The sequence below is a fragment of the Micromonospora sp. NPDC047074 genome, assembly GCF_040643815.1.
GTDB lineage: Bacteria > Actinomycetota > Actinomycetes > Mycobacteriales > Micromonosporaceae > Micromonospora.
Genome location: NZ_JBEYVB010000012.1, coordinates 160,262 through 178,700 on the forward strand (window position 1 = coordinate 160,262; position 18,439 = coordinate 178,700).

The following is an 18,439-nucleotide window of genomic DNA, read 5'->3' on the forward strand; positions in this document are numbered from 1 at the left end:
GCCGACACCTGCGCCGCCCCCGTTGAGGTCTACCGTCGGGTAGTGCCTCCGGACAGCGACGGCAACCCGGCTTCCCGGGTGGAGGCCGGCCGCCGTCCGCCGCACAACCTCTGGCGACTGCGTCACTACCTGCGCCCCCACGCGGCCGAGTTCGGCTGGCTGCTGCTCGCCGGGCTCGCCGGCACCGGGGCGGGCATCGCCGTACCGCTTGTCGCGCAGCGGGTGGTGGACGGCCCGGTCGCCCGGCAGGACCCGGCCGGGCTGTTCCGGCTGGCCGGGCTGGCGCTGCTGCTCGGCCTGGTCGAAGCGCTGCTGATCTTCATCCGGCGCTGGGTGCAGTCGTCGTCCTCGATGCGGATCGAGGCGGCGATCCGCGAGGACGTCTACGCGCACCTGCAACGGCTGCCGGCCAGCTTCCACGACCGCTGGCAGTCCGGCCAGTTGCTCTCCCGGATCACCAGCGACCTGTCGGTGCTGCGCCGGTTCCTCTCCTTCGGCCTGTTCTTCCTGGTCCTCAACCTGGTGACCTACCTGGTCGTGGTGGCGCTGCTGATCCGGCTGCACCCCGCGCTGGGGCTGCTGGTGGCGGCCAGCGCGGTGCCACTGTTCCTGATCAGCCGCCGCTTCGCCCGGCACTACCACGCGGCCTCCCGGCGGATGCAGGACCAGCAGGGCGACGTGGCCACGCTGGTCGAGGAGACCGCGCAGGGACTGCACACGATGCGGGCGTACGGGCGGGGGCCCGAACTGGCCGCCCGGTTCGCGGCCGGGGCGCGGGCGCTGCACGACACCGGGGTCGGCAAGGGCCGGCTGCTGGCCCGTACCTCCGCCCTGCTCGACCTGGTGCCCAACCTGACCCTCGGCGCGGTGCTGGTCGCCGGCGCGGCGGCCGCCGCGGGCGGGGTGCTGACCATCGGCGAGCTGGTCGCGTTCGTCAGCCTCCAGCTCATGCTGATCTGGCCGGTGCAGTCGCTGGGCTGGATCATCGCCAACGGCCAGGAGGCCGCGACCGCCGCCGACCGGGTGCTGGAGGTGCTGGACAGCCCGCCGGCCATCGTGGACGCGCCCGGCGCGGTCGCCCTGAGCCGCGCCGAGGTGCGCGGCCGGCTCCGCTTCGAGCGGGTCTCGTTCCGCTACCCGGGCGGCGCGGCGCCGGTGCTGCGGGAGGTCGACCTGACCGTCGAGCCGGGCGAGACCGTGGCCCTGGTCGGGGCGACCGGCTGCGGCAAGAGCACCCTGCTCTCCCTGGTGCCCCGGCTGCACGAGGTGACCGGCGGGCGGATCACCCTGGACGGGCGCGACCTGCGGGAGCTTCGGCTGTCCGCCCTGCGCCGGCTGGTCGGGGTGGCCTTCGAGGAACCGACGCTGTTCTCCATGTCGGTCTGGGAGAACCTCACCCTCGGCCGGCCGGAGGCCGGGGAGGACGAGGTCCGGGCCGCGCTCACCCTCGCCCAGGCCGACTTCGCGTACGAGCTGCCGTGGGGGCTGGCCACCCGGGTGGGTGAGCAGGGGCTGACGCTCTCCGGCGGGCAGCGGCAGCGGCTGGCGCTGGCCCGGGCGGTGCTCGGCCGGCCGGCGCTGCTCGTGCTGGACGACCCGCTGTCGGCCCTCGACGTGCACACCGAGGCGCTGGTGGAGACCGCGTTGAAGCGGGTGCTCCGCACCACCACCGCGCTGCTGGTCGTGCACCGGCCCTCCACGATCGCCCTCGCCGACCGGGTGGCGCTGCTGGAGGACGGCCGGATCACCGCCGTCGGGCGGCACTGCGACCTGCTCGCCGACGTGCCGGCGTACCGCGCGGTGCTCTCCGCCGAGCCGACCCCCGCACCACCGGGTCGCGGCCTGGTGCGTTCGTGACCGGCGGGGCCGCCCATCCGGACGGGACGGGCCTCACCCGGTGGCGCGGCATCGCCACCGACCCCGACGCCGACCGCAGCCGCGCCGAGGACACCGCGCCCGAGGCGGTGGCCCGGCTCCGGGCCCGGAGCCGGGTGCTGCTGCGCGACCTGCTGCGCCCGCACCGGCGCCGGCTCGGGCTGGCCGTCGCGCTGCTGCTCGGCCAGAACGCCGCCGCCATGGCCGGGCCGTACCTGGTGATGCTCGGCATCGACCGGGCGATCGCGCCGCTGCGGGCCGGCGCGCCCGGCCCGCTGCTGGCCGTCGCCGCCGCGTTCGCCGCCGCCACCGTCGTCGAGTACACCGCCCGCCGAGGTTTCCTCACCCTCTCCGCGGGGATCGGCCAGGCCGTCCTGCTCGACCTCCGCCAGCGGGTGTACGCGCACTTCCTGCGCCTGTCGGTGGCGTTCCACGAGCGGTACACCTCCGGCCGGATGGTGTCCCGGCTCACCAGCGACCTGGACTCGATCGGCGAACTGGCCGGCGGCGGCATCGACGGCCTGGTGCTGGCCGTGCTGTCGATCCTGTCGGTCGCCGGCATCCTGCTCTGGCTGGACCTGCCGCTGGCCGCGGTGACCCTGCTCGCGTTCCCGTTCCTGATCTGGCTGACCCGCTGGTTCGCGCGGGCTTCGGCGGACGCCTGGCGGCGCACCCGGGAGACGGTGGCCCTGGTCATCGTCCACTTCGTCGAGTCGATGCGCGGCATCCGGGCCGTGCAGGCGTTCCGCCGGGAGCCGCGCAACCAGCGGATCTTCGTGGCGGTCAGCGACGACTACCGGCGGGCCAGCCTGGACGCGTTCCGGCTGATGGCGACGTACTCACCGGGGATCAAGGTGATCGGCAACGTCACCGTCGCGGTGGTGCTCTGCTACGGCGGCTGGCGGGTGCTGCACGGGGCGACCGGGATCGGGGTGCTGGCGGCGTTCCTGCTCTATCTGCGGCGGTTCTTCGAACCGATGCAGGAGCTGAGCCAGTTCTACAACTCGCTCCAGTCGGCCACCGCGGCGCTGGAGAAGCTCGCCGGGGTGCTCGACGAGCGCCCCTCGGTGGCCGAACCGGCCCGACCCGTGCCGCTGCCCGCCGGGCCGGGCCGCGGGGCGGTCGCCTTCCGGGCGGTCACCTTCGGCTACCGGCCGGACGCGCCGATCATCGCCGGGCTGGACCTCGCCGTCCCGGCCGGGCAGACCGTGGCCCTGGTCGGGCCGACCGGCGCAGGCAAGTCGACAGTCGCGAAGCTGCTCGCCCGGTTCCACGACCCGGTGTCGGGGGCGGTCACCCTCGACGGGGTCGACCTGCGCGAGGTCGCCGACGCGGAGCTGCGGCGCGCGGTGGTGCTGGTGACCCAGGAGACCCACCTGTTCGGCGGCACGGTCGCGGAGAACATCCGGTTCGGCCGTCCCGGCGCCGACGACGCCGCCGTGCAGGCCGCCGCGCGGGCGATCGGCGCGCACGACTTCATCTCCGCCCTCCCCGACGGGTACGCCACCGAGGTACACCGGCGCGGCGGCCGGCTCTCCGCCGGGCAGCGGCAGCTGGTCGCGTTCGCCCGGGCGTTCCTGGCCGACCCGACGGTGCTGATCCTGGACGAGGCCACCTCGTCGCTGGACGTGCCCACCGAGCGGCTGGTGCAGCACGCCCTCGGCACCATCCTGGCCGACCGCACCGCCCTGGTGATCGCGCACCGGCTCTCCACGGTGGAGACCGCCGACCGCGTGCTGGTGCTCGACGGCGGCCGGATCGTCGAGGACGGTCCACCCGGGCGCCTCGCCGCCACCGGTGGCCGGTATGCAGCCCTGCACCGGCAGTGGCGCGACTCCCTCGCGTGAGCCGCGGAAGCCCGCACCGCCCGTAGTGAAAGGAAGGGCCCCTTGTTAACGCTATGCGTTAACAAGGGGCCCTTCCTTTCACCAGCCCCCACGATGATCGTGGATGCCACTAGACTCACCGCGCCGAACGGAGCGGTCCACCGGGTCGTCCCGACGGCGCGACGGGGGAGGTTGCGAAGTGCGGTTCGGACGAAGAGTGATGGTGGCCGGAGTGGTCACCGCCTGCGCGCTGGGTGCGACGGCGGTCGCCGGGATGCCGTTCGGCGACGCCGGCCGGACACCGGCCACGCTCACCGCCGAGAGGATCCCGGCGTCCCCGGGCGACGACGCCGCCCCGACGGGCGCGCAGGTCCGCGCCGACAGCGGGCGCGGCAGCCGCCCCGGAGGCGGCGCCACGCCGGGCGCGGCGGCGACCCTCCGGGCCCGGCCGGCCGCCGAGGTCGCCGCCGGCAGCCCCGCCTCGGTCTCCTACCTGCGCGACCGCTACCGGATCGACGCCGACGAGGCGGCCCGGCGGCTCGCCCTCCAGGAGCTGTCCGCGCCGCTGGCCGCCCGGCTCGCCACGGAGTTTCCCGCCGCGTACGGCGGGATGTGGCTGGACCAGGCCGCCGGCGGCGTGCTGACCGTCGCCGCCACCGGCGTCGAACCGGTCCGGGCGGCGCTGGCCGGCATGCCGGACGCGGCACGCGTGCGGGTGGTGCCGGTGCGCCACCCGCTGCGGCAGCTCACCGAGGCGGCGACCCGGCTGGCCAGCACGCTCGACGCCACGGTCGGCGCCGACGTGCTGGTGGACGAGCGGGCCAACGAGGTCGTCGTGCTGACCGGCGACCGGATCGCCGCCGACGACCCCCGGTTGGCCGGGGCGCTGCGCGCCGCCGGGGTGCCGACCCGCGCGCAGGCCCGGATCGCCGGGACCGTGGTGCAGAAGGCCTGCGACCCGCGCTACTGCGCGCAGGCGCCCATGCGCGGCGGGATCCGGCTGGACGTGCCGCGCGACGACGACACCGTGGGCGGCTGCACGACGGGCTTCAACGTGGTCGGCGGGCTGCGCGACCCGTACGTGCTGACGGCGGGGCACTGTGTCGTCGGGGGGCGGCACCAGTTGGTGGACCGCACCTGGCACCAGTTCCTCGGCCCGAAGGTGCCGGTGAACGTCGAGTCGTCGAGGCCGGGGCTGGCCGAGAACGCATACCCGTACGACTACGCGATCATGCCGTACCAGGCCGGCGCGATCGGGCTGTGGGCGTACCCGGCGGGGGCCACGCAGGTGCCCAGCCTGGTCAACTACTGGTGCGTGCCGGACAGCACCGGATGCGCCACCCGGGGCAGCCGCGACGTGGCGATCACCGGGCACGTGCCGTGGAGCGCGATCCAGACCGGCTGGGTGGTCTGCGCCACCGGAGCGGCGTACACCCCGAAGGCCGGCGAGCAGTACGTCGACTCGGGCGCGGGCGCCGGTTACGTGCCCGGCACCCGCTGCGGGGAGATCATCGGCAAGACCAGCGGCGGCATCGACGTGCGCATCTGCGCCCGCCCGGGCGACAGCGGCGGCCCGCTCTTCACCGAGGCCGACGGCAAGGCGCTGGGCATCCTGTCGCACGGCGACCCGGGACAGGGCCCCTGCACCAACCCGAACGAGCGCAACTCCTACGCCCCGGTCTCCACGATCCTCGATCGGGCGAACGCCCGCACCGACGGGACCCTGCGGCTCCGGATGGCCACCCAGGGCCCGGTCCCCCCGTTGACCCGGCCGGCCATCCGCTGACCCGCCGGCCGGGGCGTGTCGGCACGACATCGTGGCACGCCGGTTAACCCGTGGCCCGGCCCTTGGCCGGCACCTACCATCGGCGGATGACTGATACGGCGAGGACGGCCCGCGCCGACGTCCCCGAGCGTCCGACCCTGGACGGGCTCGAAGAGACCTGGGCGCGCCGCTGGCACGAGGAGGGCACGTACGCGTTCGACCGCTCGAAGAAGCGGGCCGGCGTGTACGCGATCGACACCCCGCCGCCGACCGTATCCGGCGAGCTGCACATGGGACACGTCTTCTCGTACACCCACACCGACATCGTGGCCCGGTTCCAGCGGATGCGCGGTCGCACGGTCTTCTACCCGATGGGCTGGGACGACAACGGCCTGCCGACCGAGCGCCGGGTGCAGAACGTCTACGGCGTGCGCTGCGACCCCGCGCTGCCGTACGACCCGGGCTGGCAGGCCCCCGGGACCCCGGTCAGCGAGGCGGCCCGCCGCGACCCGGCCCCGATCGCCCGGCGCAACTTCATCGAGCTGTGCGAGCGGCTGACGAACGTCGACGAGCAGGCCTTCGAGGCGCTCTGGCGGCGGCTCGGGCTGTCCGTGGACTGGTCGCTGACCTACACCACGATCGGCCGGGTGGCCCGGGCGGCGTCGCAGCGGGCGTTCCTGCGGAACCTGGCCCGGGGCGAGGCGTACCAGGCGGAGGCCCCGACGCTCTGGGACGTCGGCTTCGCCACCGCCGTCGCCCAGGCGGAGCTGGAGGACCGGGAGCGGCCCGGGGCGTACCACCGGCTGCGGTTCGCCGGGGCGGGCGGGCGCGAGGTGCTCGTCGACACCACCCGCCCGGAGCTGCTGCCGGCCTGCGTGGCGCTGGTCTGCCACCCCGACGACGAGCGGTACGCCGACCTGGTCGGCGGCACCGCGCGTACGCCGGTCTTCGGGGTGGAGGTGCCGGTGCGGGCGCACCCGCTGGCGGACCCGGCCAAGGGCACGGGCGTCGCGATGGTCTGCACGTTCGGCGACCTGACCGACGTGACCTGGTGGCGGGAGCTGCGCCTGGACACCCGGGTGGTGATCGGCCGGGAGGGTCGGCTGCTGCCGGAGGCGCCGGCCGGGGTGCCCGCGGGTCCCTACGCGGCGCTGGCCGGGCAGAGCGTCAACGGCGCCCGGCGGGCGCTGGTGGAGCTGCTGGCCGACGCCGGCGACCTGGTGGGCGAGCCGCGACCGATCACCCACCCGGTGAAGTTCTACGAACGCGGCGACCGGCCGCTGGAGATCGTCTCGACCCGGCAGTGGTACCTGCGCAACGGCGGGCGCGACGAGGGGCTGCGCGACGAGCTGCTGGCCCGGGGCGGGGAGCTGCGCTGGGTGCCGGAGCACATGCGGCACCGCTACGAGCACTGGGTGGGCGGCCTGAACGGTGACTGGCTGGTCAGCCGGCAGCGGTTCTTCGGCGTGCCGGTGCCGGTGTGGTACCGGCTCGACGACGCTGGCGAGCCGGACTGGTCCCAGCCTCTCACGCCGGAGGAGTCCGCGCTGCCGGTCGACCCGTCCAGCGACGCCCCGCCCGGGTTCGAGGAGTCCCGACGTGGGCTGCCGGGCGGCTTCGTCGGCGACCCGGACGTGCTCGACACCTGGGCCACCTCGTCGCTGACCCCGCAGATCGCCGGCGGCTGGGAGACCGATCCGGAGCTGTTCGCGAGCGTCTTCCCGATGGACCTCCGGCCGCAGGGGCAGGAGATCATCCGCACCTGGCTGTTCTCCTCGGTCCTCCGCTCACATCTGGAGCACGGGGTGCTGCCCTGGCGGGACACGGTGCTCTCCGGCTGGATCCTCGACCCCGACCGGAAGAAGATGTCCAAGTCCAAGGGGAACGTCGTCACCCCGCTGGCGCTGCTGGAGCAGCACGGCTCCGACGCGGTCCGCTACTGGGCGGCCAACGGCAGGCCGGGTATGGACCTGGCCTTCGACCCGGCCCAGATCAAGGTCGGACGGCGGCTGGCCACCAAGCTGCTGAACGCGTCGAAGTTCGCGCTCGGGCTGGGCGCCGCGGACGCGTTGCGCTCCCCGGCGACCGAGCCGCTGGACCGCGCGATGCTCGCCGAGCTCTCCGGCGTGGTCGCCACCGCGACGTCCGCGCTGGAGGCGTACGACCACACGGCCGCGTTGCAGGTCGCCGAGAGCTTCTTCTGGCGGTTCTGCGACGACTACATCGAGCTGGTGAAGGAGCGCGCCTACGGCTCCGGGCCGGGGGCGGACTCGGCCCGGGCGGCGCTGGCCGGCGCGCTCTCGGTGCAGTTGCGGCTGTTCGCGCCGGTGCTGCCGTACGCGACCGAGGAGGTGTGGTCGTGGTGGCGGTACGGCTCGGTGCACAAGGCGCCCTGGCCGACCACCCACGAGGTGGGCCGGGCGGTCCAGGGCGCCGGTCAGCCGGAGCTGCTGCGGCTGGCCGGTGAGGCGCTCAGCCAGGTCCGGCGGGCCAAGTCGGAGCGGAAGCTGTCGATGCGGGCCGAGGTGCCGCTGGCCGAGGCGCTGGGCCCGGCGGCCCTGCTGGACCAGCTCGCCGTCGTCGCCGACGATCTCCGGGCCGCCGGCCGCATCGGCAAGCTGGACCTGCTCCCCGACCGCACCCCGGAACTCGTGATCGCCTGCGCCTTCTGACGGCCGGTGACCCGCCGTCGGATCGCGGGCGGCGGGTCACCAGCCGCGCAGGAGGCGGAGGCCGAGCAGGAACGCGACGACGGCCGGACCGACCAGCAGGGTGATCGCCTGGAGGCGGTACGGCATCCGGTGCCGGGTCAGCTCCACCGCGTTGCCCAGCACGATCACGCCGGCCAGCATCAGGAAGGCGCCCCACATCGGGGCGGCCCCGACGTCGACCAGGCCGACGCGGGTCAGCTGGAGCGTCCCGCCGAGCAGCAGGGCGCCGGCCAGCGCCAGCAGGGACACCGCCCGGTGCAGCCCCGAGGCCAGCGGGTGGACCGGCCGCCAGTGGTAGGTGCCGGCGACCGCCAGGCATGGCAGGACCACCATCAGGGGCCAGCCGCGGCCGACCACGCCGAACATCAGCAGCGCCCCGACAGCGAAGACCAGCGCGCCGACACAGACGACCACGTAGCCGGCGAAGGCCCGCCCGCCGCCGCGGGCCAGCAGCGGCCCGCCGGCGGCGCCGATCAGCGCGCCGGGGATCAGCACGAAGCTCGCCCACCAGTGGAAGTGCCCGGTGGACTGCGCGGCCGTGGTGGTCGCCGCCGCCGCCAGCCCGGCCACCGCCAGGCTGACCATCCAGTGCCGCCCCGCGTCCGGATACGACTCCCGCGACATCGTCAACCCTGTCTCCGCGCTCACGCCGTCAGCCTCGCCCAGCGGCCCGGGGCCGGTCCATCCGGCCAGCCCTACCTTCCGCCCGGGGGCCGGCGTCAGCTCGTCTCGCCGGCCACGCTGAAGGAGCGGAGCCGGTCGATGGCCAGCACGGTGAAGCCCACGCTGATCAGCGCGGCCATCACCGCCGCCACCGGCACGGAGACGCTGGTCTCCAGCAACCCGGTGGGGGCCAGCCGGTCGGCGAGGGTGATCACGTACTGCTGGACGGAGAGCACCTGGGTGCCGGTGACCACGTTGCCGAGCAGTCCCTCCCAGATCAGCACATAGACCAGGCCGAGCAGCACCGGCCGCCGGGTGACCAGGCTGAGCGCCACGAACAGCGCCGAGTACGCCAGTGCCCCGACCGCCGCCGCGGCGGCGAGCGCCAGGCCGAGGCGTACGGAGTGGGCCAGCACGCCCGCGACGTAGATCGGCACGGCGACGGTGGCCGCGGTGACGCCGGCGGCAACGGCCAGCTTGGGCAGCACGATCTGCCAGCGCGGCAGCGGCTTGGTCAGGATGTGCACGATCGTGCCGTCGTCGATCTCGGCCCCGAGCACGCCGGTGCCGACGATCAGGGCGACCACCGGGAGCACCACGGCCAGGCCGAGGCCGACCAGCACCGGCGGGCCCCACTCGCCCGGGTCCACGCGGAGCGCGCGGGAGAGCACGGCGAGCAGGATCAGCACCACGGGCAGCGGCAGCAGCAGGAGGAACCGGCGACGCCCGAACAGCCCCCGCACGGTGATCCAGGAAACGGTAGACATGGGTTCAGGCCTCCACCAGGTAGGAGAAGACGCTCTCCAGGGATTCGTCCTCGGGCACCAGCTGGCGCACCCGGATGCCCTTCGCCAGGGCGATCTTCGGCAGTACGCGGGTGAACGCGCCGTAGTCGCCGGCCCGTACGGTCAACCCGGCGCGCCCCAGCTCGACCCCGGTCACCGACGCCTCGGCCATCAGCGCCACGGCGAGCGCCCGGTCGTCGGTGGAGTGCACGGCGAAGACGTGCGGCCGGTTGGTCATCAGCCGGCGGATGGTGCGGAAGTCGCCGGACGCGGCCAGCCGGCCGGCGACCATCACCTGGACGGTGCCGGAGACCTGTTCGACCTCCTCCAGGATGTGCGAGCTGAACAGGATGGTGCGACCGGCGTCGCCGAGGCGGTGCAGCAGCTCCATCATGTGCAGCCGCTGGCGCGGGTCCATCCCGTTGAACGGCTCGTCGAGCAGCAGCACCTGCGGCTCGTGCACCAGTGCCGCGGCGACCCGGGCGCGCTGCCGCATGCCCTTGGAGTACGTGCCGATCCGGCGGTCCTGCGCGCCCTCCATCTCCACCAGGGCGATCGCCTGGCGGGCGGCCGCCGCCGGGTCCGGCAGCCGGTGCAGCTTCGCGCTGGCCAGCACGAACTCGTGGGCGGTGAGGAAGGTGTGCACCGCCTCCCGCTCGCTGACCAGGCCGAGCCGGCGGTAGACCTCGGGGTTGCGCCAGGTGGGCCGGCCGTCGAGGGTGACCACGCCGCGCGACGGGGCCAGGAAGCCGGCCATCATGTGCAGCAGGGTGGTCTTGCCGGCGCCGTTCGGGCCGAGCAGCCCGGTGACGCCGGGGCCGAGGCTCATACTGACGTCGTTGACCGCTACCACGTTGCCGTACCAGCGGGAGACGCCGGCGAGGTCGAGGGTGCTGGCGGCGGTCGGCGTCTCCGCCGCCCGGCCCGCGCTGATCGTGGTCATCGGGCGGCCACCTTCCGGTATCGCAGCAGCAGCAGGGCGACGCAGCCGGCCACGAGCAGCACGGCGGCGAGCGCGTAGACGGGGCCGAAGTCGCCGATCGGCACTCCGCCGTCCCCCGCGAACAAGAGCAGGTCGCCGAGCGCCCAGGTGCCCACGCCGCGCACCAGCGTCGCCGGCGAGGCGAGGAAGGCCAGCTCGTTGACCGTCTGGGAGGGCATGATCGACAGCGTGCCGACGATCGGGGTGGTCATCAGGAACACCGCCACGATCCCGCCGGCCGCGAACGCCCGCTTGCCCGTGAGCGAGGCGACCAGCAGGCCGACCGAGGCGAAGACCACCGCCCAGAGCCCGGCGTAGAGCAGGCCGGGCAGCAGGTCGAGCAGCTCGTTCCAGACCCCGCGCATGCCGTCGCCGCCGGTGAAGGCGGCGCCCAGGAACATCACCAGCTGCGGCCCGCCGAGCAGCAGCCAGAGCGCGGTGGCCAGCGCCAGCAGCTTGGCCAGCGGGTAGTCCGACCGTGGTAGCGGCCGGGAGAAGTAGAGCGGCAGCACCCCGCTGTGCAGGTCCCGCGAGACCAGCTCGGGGGCGACCACCGCGACGAAGAAGATGACCAGCCAGCTCATGTTGTCGGCGAACTGGGCGTACGTCATCACCGTCTCGCCGACCTGGCTGCGCACCGCGGTGAGCCCGGCCGCCACGACGGTGACGATGGCGACCACCAGCCAGGGGAAGATCTTGGCCTTGGCGCTACGCCCGAACCCGAACGCCGTCCGCAGGCCGTGCAGGTAGAGCGCGCCGAAGACGGCCCGGCGGCCCAGCCGAGGCCCGGTGTAGCGCTGGTAGCCGATGTCGTGGATGACGCCGGTCGGCTCAGGCATGGCTGGGCTCCCTCGTGGCGAAGAGTTCGGCCACCCGGTGCCGGCGCTGGTCCAGCCGGTGCAGCGGCAGGTCCAGCTCGGCGACCGCGCCGAGGATCAGGTCGTAGGTGGCGTCGTCGGCCAGCTCGACGAGCAGCAGCCGCCCGTCCCGGCGGACCGGCAGGTCGAGCGCGGCCAGCCGGGCGGCCAGCTCCTCGGTGCCCTCGCTGACCTCGACGGCGAGCACGTCGGTGGCGGAGGTCATGGCGGAGATGTTGTCGGCGCGCAGCAGCCGCCCGCCGTCGATGGCGACCAGGGTGTCGCAGATCCGTTCCACCTCGCCGAGCAGGTGCGAACAGACCAGCACGGAGATGCCGAACTCGGTGCCGATGCGGTGCACCAGCGCCAGCATGGCGTCCCGGCCGGCCGGGTCGAGGCCGTTGGTGGGCTCGTCGAGCAGCAGCAGGTCGGGGTCGTGGACCAGCGCCTGGGCGAGCTTGACCCGCTGCTTCATGCCCGTGGAGTAGCCGCCGACCGGGCGGTAGCGCTCCTCGTAGAGCCCGACGTGCCGCAGCGCCTCAGAGGCCCGCTCCCGGGCGACCGTACGCGGCAGGCCGCTCACCCGGCCGAGGTGGGTGACCAGCTCGGCGGCGGAGAGGTCCGGCGGCAGGGCGTCGTGCTCGGGCATGTAGCCGACCCGGGCCCGGACCTGGGCGGAATCCGTCGTCGGGTCGAGCCCGAGCACGCGGACCCGGCCGCTGGTCGGGGCGAGGAGGCCGAGCAGGATCTTGATCAGCGTCGACTTGCCGGCACCGTTCGCGCCGACCAGCCCGATGATCCCCGGCTCGACGGCGACGGTCAGGTCGGCGAGCGCGGTGACCCCACCCCCGTACGTCTTGGTCAGCGACTCGGTCGCGATCAGTGTCACGTCGTACAGCGTAGGAGGCGATGCCCGCCGTGGGCAGCGGCTCGCCCCCGGGCACTCCCCTGATCCTGGCGGGCCGCGCCCCCTAGGGTCCTCGGCGGCGGCTTCGCGGCGGTCGCCGCGCCGTCGGGCGGTGGCGGGCGGTCCGGCACCGCCGGGACGGATCGGCGTCCGCCACGCCGCCCCTCGTGTCGGTGCCGGGCCCATGCCGCACCGGGGCGGACAGGACGAGGCCCGACCCGACACACTGTCCCCATGCGCACCCGACTGTTCCGCGCGCCACTGACGTGGGTGGTGGTGGTCGTCCTCGCCGCCGGCTCGACGTTCGGCCTCTACTGGTTTCAGCCGTGGAAGCTGGTCACCGACGCCGAGGTCGACGAGGCGCTCTCGAGCGTGGCGCCCACGCCGGTTCCGATCGGTTCCGCCACCCGCGCGCCGGCCACCCCGGCCGGGCCGGTCCTGGTCGGCCAGGGCGACTTCGTGACCCACGAGCACGACACGTCGGGCAGCGCGCGGATCGTCCGCCGCCCCGACGGGCGACACCGGCTGGAGCTGGTCGGACTGGCCACCTCCAACGGCCCGGACCTGCGGGTCTGGCTCACCGACCAGCCGGTGCGCAACGGCACCGCCGGCTGGCGGGTCTTCGACGACGGCCGGTGGGTCGAGCTGGGCCGGCTGAAGGGCAACCGGGGCGACCAGGGCTACGACATCCCAGCCGACGTCGACCTGACCGGCCTGACCAGCGTCTCCATCTGGTGCAAGCGGTTCGCCGTCTCCTTCGGGGCCGCGCCGCTGACCCCGCCCGGCTGACCCACGGGCCGCCGCCCGGGCCGTCGTGCCCGGGGTGGAGTGGCGGTCTCGACCGATCGCCGAGCGGCTGAGAAACTGTGTGCCGGTCAGTGGGGTTTGGGGGATGGATGAGCAACGGCTGGGTGCTGCCCGACGAGGTGCTCCGGGACGCGCCGACGTACACGCCGCGTCCTGGTGAGCTGGCCGACCTGGAGCTGCTCCTGACCGGGGCGTACGCCCCGCTGGCAGGCTTCATGACCCGCGCCGACCTGGTCTCGGTCAGCCGCCGGGGCCGGCTCGCCGACGGTGCCCCGTGGCCGGTGGCGGTCACCCTCCAGGTGCCCACGGCGCTCGCCCAGAGCCTGGACCCGCGCGACGAGACGCGCCGCGCCCTGGTGCTCACCGACGGCGAGGGCGCGCCGGTCGCCGCGCTCGACGTCGCCGACGCCTGGCAGGTGCGCGACGGGGTGTCCGGCGTCGGGGGCGTGGTGCGCCGGCTCGGCGACGGCGGCCACGGCCCGTTCCAGCGGTTGCGCCGCACCCCGGAGGAGGTCCGCCCGCTGCTGCCGCCCGGCCGGGTGCTCGGGGTGATCGCCGACCGTCCACTGCACCGCCCGCAGCTCGCCCAGATCGCCCACGCGGTCCGCACGCTCGGCGCCCACCTGCTGGTGATGATCCCGGTCGGCGAGGACGGCTCCGGCGGGCTGCCCCCGGAGACGCTGGTACGCAGCGTCTTCGCCGCCCGGGACCGGATGCCCCCGGCGACGCTGATCGCGGTGCCGCTGTCCCGCCGCCGCGACGAGATCAGCGACGCGCTGCTGCGGGCCCGGGTCTCGGCCGCGTACGGCGTCACCCACCTGCTCTCCACCGGCGAGATGCTCTCCGGTGCCGGCCTGCGGGTGCTGGTGCCCCGCGAGCTGGCCTACGACAGCCGCGACGGGCAGTGGCGCTGGCGGGAGGACATCCCGCCGCGTAACCGGCGGCTGGCGTTGACCCAGGCGGAGATCAACGATCTGCTGGACCGGGGTTTCCCGCTGCCCGAGTGGCACACCCCGCCGGCCGTGGCGAAGGAGCTGGCCCGGGCCCGCCCGCCCCGGCGGTACCGGGGCCTGGTGGTCTTCCTGACCGGGCTCTCCGGCTCCGGCAAGTCGACGATCGCCCGGGGGCTGGCCGACGTGCTGCGCGAGCAGGGCGACCGGACGATCACGTTGCTCGACGGGGACGTGGTGCGCCGCGAGCTCTCCGCCGGCCTGGGCTTCAGCAAGGCCGACCGGGATCTCAACGTCCGGCGGATCGGGTGGGTGGCGGCCGAGATCGCCCGGCACCACGGCGTCGGCATCTGTTGCCCGATCGCCCCGTACGCCCAGGCCCGTGCGACCGCCCGGGAGATGGCCCTGGCCGCCGGGGCGGGCTTCCTGCTGGTGCACGTGGCGACCCCGCTGGAGGTCTGCGAGCAACGCGACCGCAAGGGCCTCTACGCCCGCGCCCGCGCCGGCCTGCTCACCGGGATGACCGGCATCGACGACCCCTACGAGGAGCCGACCGACGCGGACCTGGTGCTCGACACCAGCGACATGACGGTCGACGAGGCCGTCCAGGCCGTCGTGCACCACCTGACCGAGACGGGATGGGTCGAGCCCCGGCTCCAGTCCATCTGATCGGCACCCACCGCCTTCCCTGGTTGACGCCTTCGCGCTAGCGTTCAGCTTTGTTCGAACACGTTCGACCGCGTGAGAGTGCGCGGGGGCACGGAAGGTGCGACGGATGCTCGCTCAGCAGCGGCAGGCGGCGATCCTGGATCGGGTACGCACCACCGGCGGGGTGCGGGTCACCGAGCTGGCCGCCGAGTTCGGCGTGTCGGACATGACCATCCGGCGCGACCTGGAGGTGCTCCACGAGCGCGGCCTGCTCGCCAAGGTGCACGGCGGCGCCACGGCGGCCGGCCCCGGCTCGACCGACGAACCGGGATTCCGGGCCAAGTCGGTGCGGCAGTCGGCGGAGAAGGCGGCCATCGCGGGCCGCGCCGCGGAGCTGGTCCGACCGGGCGCGGCGATTGCCCTCTCCGCCGGCACCACCACCGCGGAGCTGGCCCGCCGGCTGGTCGACGTGCCGGGGCTGACCGTGGTCACCAACTCGCTGCCGGTGGCCGAGATCCTGCACGCCGGAGGCCGGTCGGACCAGACCGTGGTGCTCACCGGCGGGGTGCGTACGCCGTCGGACGCGCTGGTCGGGCCGCTGGCCGTCGCCGCGATCCGGGCGCTGCACCTGGATCTGCTCTTCCTCGGCGTGCACGGGATCACCGAGCGGGCGGGGTTCACCACCCCGAACCTGACGGAGGCGGAGACCAACCGCGCCCTGGTGGCCGCCGCCGACCGGCTGGTGGTGCTCGCCGACCACACCAAGTGGGGCACCGTCGGCATCTCCTCGATCGTCGAGCTCTCCGCCGCCCACGTGCTGGTCACCGACGACCGGCTGCCCCCCGACGCGCGGCGGGTGCTCGACGACCGGGTGGGCGAGCTGGTGGTCGTGCCGGCAACGGGCACGCACCGGGCGGCCACGACGACAGGCGAGGAAACGACGAAGTGAAGCGCACCGCGATCACGCTGGCCGACGGCCGCGACCTGATCTACTTCAACGAACGGGACGACGCCGTCCGGGACCAGCCGGACCGGCGCGAACTGCCCCCACCGCCGGCCGCCTCGCAGCTGCGTCTCGATCCGCTGACCGACGAGTGGGTGGCCGTCGCCGTGCACCGGCAGACCCGCACCTTCCTGCCGCCGGCCGAGCAGTGCCCGCTCTGCCCCAGCACGGCCGGGCGGCAGAGCGAGATCCCGGCACCCGACTACGACGTCGCCGTCTTCGAGAACCGGTTCCCGTCGCTGAGCGGCCGGTGGGCCGACGAGCCCACCGCGATCACCCCGTTCACCCCGGCCCGGCCAGGTCAGGGCCGCTGCGAGGTGGTCTGTTTCACCGACGACCACCGCACGTCCTTCGCCGCACTGCCGCCGCGCCGGGTCCGTACCGTCCTCGACGCGCTCGCCGACCGCACGGCGGCGCTCGGCGCCCTGCCCGGGGTCGAGCAGGTGTTCTGCTTCGAGAACCGCGGGGTCGAGATCGGCGTCACCCTGCACCATCCGCACGGCCAGATCTACGCGTACCCCTTCGTGACGCCGCGCTCCCGGGTGATGCTGGCCGCCGCCCGCCGGCACGCGGAACGCACCGGCGGAGGCAACCTCTACGCGGACGTGCTCGCCGCCGAACGGGCGGCCGGCGAGCGGGTGGTCGCCGCCAACGAGCACTGGACGGCGTACGTCCCGGCGGCCGCCCGCTGGCCGTTCGAGGTGCACCTGGCCCCGCACCGGCCGGTGCCGGACATCCCGGCGCTCGACGACGCCGAACGGGACGCCTTCGGGCCGCTCTACCTGGACCTGCTGCGGCGTTTCGACGGGCTGTTCGACCTGCCGATGCCCTACATCGCCGCCTGGCACCAGGCACCGGTGCGCGTCGACCGTGAGCTGGGCCACCTGCACCTGCAGCTGTTCAGCATCCGGCGGGCGCAGGACAAGCTGAAGTACCTGGCGGGCTCGGAGTCCGCGATGGGTGCCTTCATCAACGACATCGCCCCCGAACGCGCCGCCGCCCTCCTCCGCACGGCGTGAAAGGAAGGGCACCTTCCTAACGCCTGCGGTAGAGGAAGGGCCCCTTCCTAACGTCTGGGGCGGCAGCGGCGCGTCGGGCCGCAGGTGGTGGAGGCAGGACAGGCCCCGGAACAGGGCGCGGGGGGCCCGGGACAGGGCCCCCCGCAGGGAAGGGACGGCTGGCTGTGCGACAGCCGGGAAGGCTGGCTGATCGGCACGCGTGCCGCGAGGCGACCGCAGTCAACCTTCCTGGACGCGACTGGCATCTCGTCCACCCAGGTCAACGAGGCGCGCCGGAACAAGTTACGCAAATCAGCCGAATGGCCGACCGGACCACGGTACGAACCGGGCACCAGGACCCCACCGGTACGGGAACGGGCCCGCCGGCGACTGCCGGCGGGCCCGCGACCGCGATGCGGAGATCAGGCGGAGAGCCTGCGCGCCAGGTTCTCGTCCAGCGCGTTCATGAACTCGTCGGTGGTCAGCCACGGGGCGTCCCGCGAGATGAGCAGCGAGAGGTCCTTGGTCATCTGGCCGCCCTCGACGGTGTCGACGATGACCTGCTCCAGGGTGTTGGCGAACTCGGTGACCGCCGGCGTGCCGTCCAGCTTGCCCCGGTGGGCAAGGCCCCGGGTCCAGGCGTAGATCGACGCGATCGGGTTGGTCGAGGTCTTCTCGCCCTTCTGCCACTGCCGGTAGTGCCGGGTGACGGTGCCGTGCGCCGCCTCGGCCTCGACGGTGCGGCCGTCCGGGGAGAGCAGCACCGAGGTCATCAGGCCCAGCGAGCCGAAGCCCTGCGCGACGGTGTCGGACTGCACGTCACCGTCGTAGTTCTTGCAGGCCCAGACGTAGCCGCCCTCCCACTTGAGCGCGGCGGCGACCATGTCGTCGATCAGCCGGTGCTCGTAGGTGATGCCGGCGGCGTCGAAGTCGGCCTTGAACTCGGCCTCGAACACCTCGGCGAAGATGTCCTTGAACCGGCCGTCGTACGCCTTGAGGATGGTGTTCTTGGTGGACAGGTAGACCGGGTACTTGCGGTCCAGGCCGTACCGGAACGAGGCGCGGGCGAAGTCCCGGATCGACTCGTCGAAGTTGTACATGCCCATGGCGATGCCGCCGCCGGGGAAGTTGGCGACCTCCATCTCCACGGGGGCGCCGCCGTCGGCCGGGGTGTAGGTGACGGTCACCTTGCCCGGGCCCGGCACGACGAAGTCGGTGGCCTTGTACTGGTCACCGTGGGCGTGCCGGCCGATGACGATCGGCTTGGTCCAGCCGGGGACCAGCCGCGGCACGTTGGACATGATGATCGGCTCGCGGAAGACGACGCCGCCGAGGATGTTGCGGATGGTGCCGTTCGGCGACCGCCACATCTTCTTCAGGCCGAACTCCTCCACCCGGGCCTCGTCCGGGGTGATGGTCGCGCACTTGACGCCGACGCCGTGCTCCTTGATGGCGTTGGCGGCGTCGACGGTGACCTGGTCGTCGGTCTCGTCGCGGTGCTGGATCGACAGGTCGTAGTAGTGCAGGTCGACGTCGAGGTAGGGCAGGATCAGCTGCTCCCGGATCTGCTTCCAGATGATCCGGGTCATCTCGTCGCCGTCGAGCTCAACGACCGGGTTGTTTACCTTGATCTTCGCCATCGGCCGGCGCTCCTCTCGGGGG

14 protein-coding genes are annotated in these 18,439 nt (G+C 74.0%); 8 read left to right on the forward strand and 6 right to left on the reverse strand.

Annotated elements, in window-relative coordinates; genetic code table 11:
• Positions 1-42 precede the first annotated feature (42 nt).
• The 4 genes from ABZ809_RS17905 (at position 43) to valS (ending at position 8,138) form a co-directional block, all read left to right on the forward strand.
• On the forward strand, positions 43-1,857 hold the full coding sequence (locus ABZ809_RS17905) for an ABC transporter ATP-binding protein (protein WP_357563603.1): 1,815 nt from the start codon (positions 43-45) through the stop codon (positions 1,855-1,857).
• Positions 1,854-3,722: an ABC transporter ATP-binding protein gene (locus tag ABZ809_RS17910; protein WP_357563604.1), complete on the forward strand. Its 1,869-nt coding sequence runs from the start codon at positions 1,854-1,856 to the stop codon at positions 3,720-3,722. The genes ABZ809_RS17905 and ABZ809_RS17910 overlap by 4 nt, the downstream gene beginning before the upstream one ends.
• Before the next feature lie 178 nt (positions 3,723-3,900).
• Positions 3,901-5,487: a trypsin-like serine protease gene (locus ABZ809_RS17915; RefSeq protein WP_357563605.1), complete on the forward strand. Its 1,587-nt coding sequence runs from the start codon at positions 3,901-3,903 to the stop codon at positions 5,485-5,487.
• A gap of 86 nt (positions 5,488-5,573) precedes the next feature.
• Entirely contained in the window at positions 5,574-8,138 is a 2,565-nt protein-coding gene (valS, locus tag ABZ809_RS17920; protein WP_357563606.1) for a valine--tRNA ligase, read from the forward strand.
• A 36-nt stretch (positions 8,139-8,174) separates the two neighbouring features.
• Here the strand turns inward: valS and ABZ809_RS17925 are convergent, their stop codons facing one another.
• The 5 genes from ABZ809_RS17925 to ABZ809_RS17945 form a co-directional block, all read right to left on the reverse strand.
• Positions 8,175-8,825: a hypothetical protein gene (locus ABZ809_RS17925; RefSeq protein ID WP_357563607.1), complete on the reverse strand. Its 651-nt coding sequence runs from the start codon at positions 8,823-8,825 to the stop codon at positions 8,175-8,177.
• 71 nt (positions 8,826-8,896) lie between these two features.
• Entirely contained in the window at positions 8,897-9,607 is a 711-nt protein-coding gene (locus ABZ809_RS17930; protein ID WP_357563608.1) for an ABC transporter permease subunit, read from the reverse strand.
• A gap of 4 nt (positions 9,608-9,611) precedes the next feature.
• Positions 9,612-10,568: an ABC transporter ATP-binding protein gene (locus tag ABZ809_RS17935; RefSeq protein WP_357563609.1), complete on the reverse strand. Its 957-nt coding sequence runs from the start codon at positions 10,566-10,568 to the stop codon at positions 9,612-9,614.
• Positions 10,565-11,446 carry an ABC transporter permease gene (locus ABZ809_RS17940; RefSeq protein WP_357563610.1) on the reverse strand — a complete coding sequence of 294 codons (882 nt, stop codon included), beginning with the start codon at positions 11,444-11,446 and terminating at the stop codon, positions 10,565-10,567. The genes ABZ809_RS17935 and ABZ809_RS17940 overlap by 4 nt, the downstream gene beginning before the upstream one ends.
• Positions 11,439-12,353 carry an ABC transporter ATP-binding protein gene (locus ABZ809_RS17945; protein ID WP_357563611.1) on the reverse strand — a complete coding sequence of 305 codons (915 nt, stop codon included), beginning with the start codon at positions 12,351-12,353 and terminating at the stop codon, positions 11,439-11,441. Before ABZ809_RS17945 ends, ABZ809_RS17940 begins: the two co-directional genes overlap by 8 nt.
• A 252-nt stretch (positions 12,354-12,605) precedes the next feature.
• Here ABZ809_RS17945 and ABZ809_RS17950 point away from each other — a divergent pair, with 252 nt between their 5' ends.
• The 4 genes from ABZ809_RS17950 to galT all read left to right on the forward strand — a co-directional run bounded on the left by ABZ809_RS17950 (position 12,606) and on the right by galT (position 16,798).
• Entirely contained in the window at positions 12,606-13,160 is a 555-nt protein-coding gene (locus ABZ809_RS17950; protein ID WP_357563612.1) for a DM13 domain-containing protein, read from the forward strand.
• A 107-nt stretch (positions 13,161-13,267) separates the two neighbouring features.
• A complete protein-coding gene (cysC, locus tag ABZ809_RS17955; protein WP_357563613.1) occupies positions 13,268-14,797 on the forward strand; it encodes an adenylyl-sulfate kinase in 1,530 nt (509 codons plus the stop codon).
• A 106-nt stretch (positions 14,798-14,903) separates the two neighbouring features.
• Positions 14,904-15,725, forward strand: coding sequence for a DeoR/GlpR family DNA-binding transcription regulator (locus tag ABZ809_RS17960; RefSeq protein ID WP_357563614.1), 822 nt, complete (start codon positions 14,904-14,906; stop codon positions 15,723-15,725).
• Positions 15,722-16,798 (forward strand): galactose-1-phosphate uridylyltransferase, encoded by a 1,077-nt coding sequence (gene galT, locus ABZ809_RS17965; protein ID WP_357563615.1) that lies wholly within the window; start codon positions 15,722-15,724, stop codon positions 16,796-16,798. The genes ABZ809_RS17960 and galT overlap by 4 nt, the downstream gene beginning before the upstream one ends.
• A 401-nt stretch (positions 16,799-17,199) precedes the next feature.
• Here the strand turns inward: galT and ABZ809_RS17970 are convergent, their stop codons facing one another.
• Positions 17,200-18,417 (reverse strand): NADP-dependent isocitrate dehydrogenase, encoded by a 1,218-nt coding sequence (locus tag ABZ809_RS17970; RefSeq protein ID WP_357563616.1) that lies wholly within the window; start codon positions 18,415-18,417, stop codon positions 17,200-17,202.
• Between the last annotated feature and the right edge of the window lie 22 nt (positions 18,418-18,439).